This window comes from Nostoc sp. CHAB 5715 (assembly GCF_020829685.1).
Lineage (GTDB): Bacteria > Cyanobacteriota > Cyanobacteriia > Cyanobacteriales > Nostocaceae > Nostoc.
Genome location: NZ_JAIVFR010000777.1, coordinates 1 through 3,656 on the forward strand (window position 1 = coordinate 1; position 3,656 = coordinate 3,656).

The window sequence follows — 3,656 nt, forward strand, 5'->3', positions numbered from 1 at the left end:
AATGTATAACGAGTGGCACCGCGCAAGAAATACGGCGTCCGCCTTACTCTTGCCCCTAAATTTATTTATGGGGTTCTTACTTTTGACTTTTGACTTTTGACTTTTGACTTCCCCGAAGGGGCTGACCGCTTTAGTCCTAAGTTGGGAGCAATTATGTCTTTTACATTGGTACTAATTGCTTCTCTAATGATGCTGAAAGCAGGTCAAGGTGCAGTAGCTACCTATTTAGTTGCATTTTCCCTATTTTACTTTTCCTTTGGGGGATGGCTAGCGATCGCGCCTACCACTACCTTAATCCTATTTTCATCAGCAGACTACGCCAAAAACTATGGCATTGTCTTCACTGCTTATGGTGCTGGTGCTTTAGGTGGAACTTTGCTGGCTGGAAGAATTAGAGACATATTCGGTAGTTACACTGTCTTCTTCTATCCGACTACAGTATTGGCTATTTTGGGCATCGTCTTAGCTGTATTCCTGCTCAAACGTAGCTTTTCTAGTTCTACTGTTGCCCAAGTTTAGAGAGCAGTAGCCGCTAATATCTATCTATTATATACTGAGTATTGAGTACTGAGATGCTCTTGTATGTATTATGGCTCAATACCTAACGCTACACAGCATTTCGAGAAAGCCGATATCAGAGTACGGGTTTTGGTTAACATAGAATTTCCACTTCCCTTGCAAACAAAGTATGCCCAAGACTTGGAACATTAAGATAGATAACTATTTTCAAGCCAACCCCAATTGCATTATCGCCACAGCCCATGTAGACTCGTTCCCCACAGACCTCCCCCTAGAACCCAACATCCGGGAACCCAACCGCAAAAGCGCCACCTACAGACAAATCTTCGACTCCCTGACTACTCAACCCGAGAAATTCTTCTCGCGTCACAGTGGAATCGTTCTATCAGCCAATAAAGTTAAGCCCAGCAAAACCTCACTCGAACTAGAAGTAAAAGAAGCTAGCGAGGGCGGTAGTGATGGCATTATCAACGGAGGGCATACGGTTTTAGCTTTTGAACAAGCGAAAAACTACAAATACGACCTCACTCAAGCCAGGGTAAAAGTTACGATTCACATCGGACTGACTGAAGAATCAGCCCTAGACATAGCCCTGGCCTCAAACACCACAACACCAGTTGATTCTCGCTCCAAAGTCAACGCCAGAGGTGACTACAAATTTCTCAAGCAGTATTTGGCCCAGTTAGAACAGAAAGAAGAGAGAAAATTCCGCATCGCCTATTACCAGAATCAAAGCGGCGCTCCCAGAAACGCCCAGTGTAATGTCACCCATTTGCTGAAGCTGCTTTACTGCCTCGACAGAAATAAATACAATCCCGACAGCAATAAACGAGCCAAGCATCCAGCAGGTATGAGTATTCCCTCTAACATCACAGATACGGAAAGGGAGAGATTAACTGCACTTTTGCCTCTGCTTTCTCAAGCTGATGCGCCTCATCTAATATCAAAAGTCCAATCTTCATTGGCGACTCTAATACCTCTCGTCTGCTCAACGTTTGAACGCTAGCAACTTGGATTCTCCGTTCCGGATTAGCCAGAACACCTACTTTGATAATCCCAACTGGTTCACCGATAATTTGCTCTAGCTTTTCGGCAGCTTGAGAGATCAACTCAATCCGATGGGCAATGACTAAAACTTGCTTCCCTTGGTCAAAGAATTTATGGGAAACATGTGCAAAACACACCGTTTTCCCGGCGGCTGTCGGCAGCTGTCCAAGTACCCGCCTATTACCTTTCTCCCAAGAATTCCAAATATCTTTTATCCACTGATGTTGATAATCTCTAAGTTCGTAGGTAACAGGCATTTAATCTACCTCAACAATAATTTTTCTCCCGTGGGAATATTGCTCATTATGCCACAAGCTCTTAAAGTTAAGATACCGATAATCCCAATTCTAAAAGTAGTAAAAATGTTTTGGGTTGATTTGAGCGTGCCAGCAAATGTTATCCTAAAGTAATTACGGTATATTAAATTTATTACTTTCTATCTACCACTTATGGAATTTGACGGCATTCCAATACCTTACCTCAATGCTTCGTTAATATCATTTGCAAAACGTTATGGAATATATCATGAGAGGGCTGATATTTCCTATCGCAATGATTACCAATTATTAATTTACAATCATACTCCTTTTGTTGAAATTATTAAAGATATAGACACGTTAACACAAGCTATGTATCAAGGAGCAACGAGGTATGTTCCGTCGAATTATAAATCGCTTTTTGGAAAAGCTTGTCAAGTAATAGCACTAAAAACAAATATCGATGCTTACGCTATTGCTGAAATTGTAAAAAAGGATGCGGAAGCAAAATATCAAAAAGATTTAACAGAGTTTGAAGCCAAAAAGAAATCAGCAAGGCAAAGAGCTATTTATGAAGAAGAAAAACGAGAACAACTAGAAGAATTTTTAATAAAGGTTGACCGAAAAATGGCGGAATTAGTAAGAGAATTACGGATAACTGTTAGCAAAATTTCTAAACCATTTGCAGCTATTGGTGCAATTTGTGGGCTTGGATATGTTAGTTGGCTTGGTACGCAGTATTGGATAAATGAAAAAAGCGCTCAGGGAGAACTGGCTAATATTCGCACTCAAAATAGAATATTGGCAACAGAAAATGAAGAATTAGCTAGCTACAAGAATGTGAAAAGTAAAATACAAAATTTAAATCAAAAGATTAAAGTTTTAAAAAAAGATAATAACATAATCAAGACCGAAAATAATAATTTGAAGCAAGAAGTTACAAAAATTTCTGATGATAATCGTAATTTACGTAACAGAATAGAAAAATGTAATTCCGGCTTTCTTCGATTTAGAAAATGTTAGTTTCAAGATTACTTAAAAAGTCTTGAGCCATAACCTATTATCTCGCAACAGTTGTTGGATGCTGGTGTGAAATCAGGTAAAATCTCGCCACTATAGAATACTTCCACTGACTCTACTACATCCACTACCGCAAGGAAAGTTAAGGAAATACCGAAAATTGAAGAAGAATTCAGAAGTCAGAATTCAGGAGTCAGAATCAATCAGTCGGGGATTCAGACCCACGACTGATTGAAGACCACCAAATTGAAAATTTGGTGGGGGTTTTAAACCCGATTATTCATCCGCCAGTCGCACAGAATTCATTCTGAATTCTGACTCCTGACTCCTGAATTCTGTTCGTTGAAAAAATGGACTCCAGATGATTAACTGCGTCTGATGGGGCAATCTTCTCCCCTCTAGGTATGACTGCCCTTTCATGCTCTTGAATCAATTCTGGGAAGAACTGAAGTAATGTTCTAGCTGGGTCTGGTTGTCCATTGCCTGGGTGCAAATGGGTCTTTAGCCATTCGGGAATTATGCCTAGATTGCCACCACTAACAGGTTCTCCAAAGTTATTAGGGTTGGCTTTGAAATATTCTCCACTAGCAACATTCATTTTGCGTAGACCACCAGCGCTAACCGCTTGAGCTACACAACCAATAAAGTTAACCGATTGCTTAAAGGTGTCTGCCAGCCCAGCCGTAGCTTTACCTACTACGCTTGTCAGGTTAGAGCCATGCAGCACGATAATTAATGTACCACCAGACTTAGCGAAGCGAGAAAGTAAATATTGAATCGCCCAGATGCGATCGCTCTCCTCCAACAATGACA

At 40.6% G+C, this 3,656-nt stretch carries 3 protein-coding genes and 2 pseudogenes; 3 read left to right on the forward strand and 2 right to left on the reverse strand.

Going from position 1 to position 3,656, the window contains the following annotated elements:
• Positions 1–96: 96 nt before the first annotated feature.
• Positions 97–519: a hypothetical protein gene (locus LC574_RS31030; RefSeq protein WP_229457424.1), complete on the forward strand. Its 423-nt coding sequence runs from the start codon at positions 97–99 to the stop codon at positions 517–519.
• 169 nt (positions 520–688) lie between these two features.
• A pseudogene (locus LC574_RS31035) lies at positions 689–1,444 on the forward strand (AIPR family protein); the annotation flags it as partial.
• Here LC574_RS31035 and LC574_RS31040 read toward each other — a convergent pair.
• The gene (locus LC574_RS31040) at positions 1,389–1,823 is read right to left on the reverse strand and encodes a DEAD/DEAH box helicase (RefSeq protein ID WP_306422181.1); all 435 of its coding nucleotides are present in this window, start codon (positions 1,821–1,823) and stop codon (positions 1,389–1,391) included. The pseudogene LC574_RS31035 and the gene LC574_RS31040 sit on opposite strands and share 56 nt — an antisense overlap.
• 192 nt (positions 1,824–2,015) lie before the next feature.
• On the opposite strand from LC574_RS31040, the gene LC574_RS31045 reads away from it, so the two are divergent.
• Positions 2,016–2,846, forward strand: coding sequence for a hypothetical protein (locus LC574_RS31045; RefSeq protein WP_229457426.1), 831 nt, complete (start codon positions 2,016–2,018; stop codon positions 2,844–2,846).
• Positions 2,847–3,123: 277 nt separating this feature from the next.
• Here the strand turns inward: LC574_RS31045 and LC574_RS31050 are convergent.
• Positions 3,124–3,656, reverse strand: a pseudogene (locus tag LC574_RS31050) (hypothetical protein); the annotation flags it as partial.

Bases quoted from the DNA above. Each gene is read 5' to 3' on its own strand.
- LC574_RS31040 (WP_306422181.1), bottom strand. From the start codon at position 1,823: ATGCCTGTTACCTACGAACTTAGAGATTATCAACATCAGTGGATAAAA.
- LC574_RS31045 (WP_229457426.1), top strand. From the start codon at position 2,016: ATGGAATTTGACGGCATTCCAATACCTTACCTCAATGCTTCGTTAATA.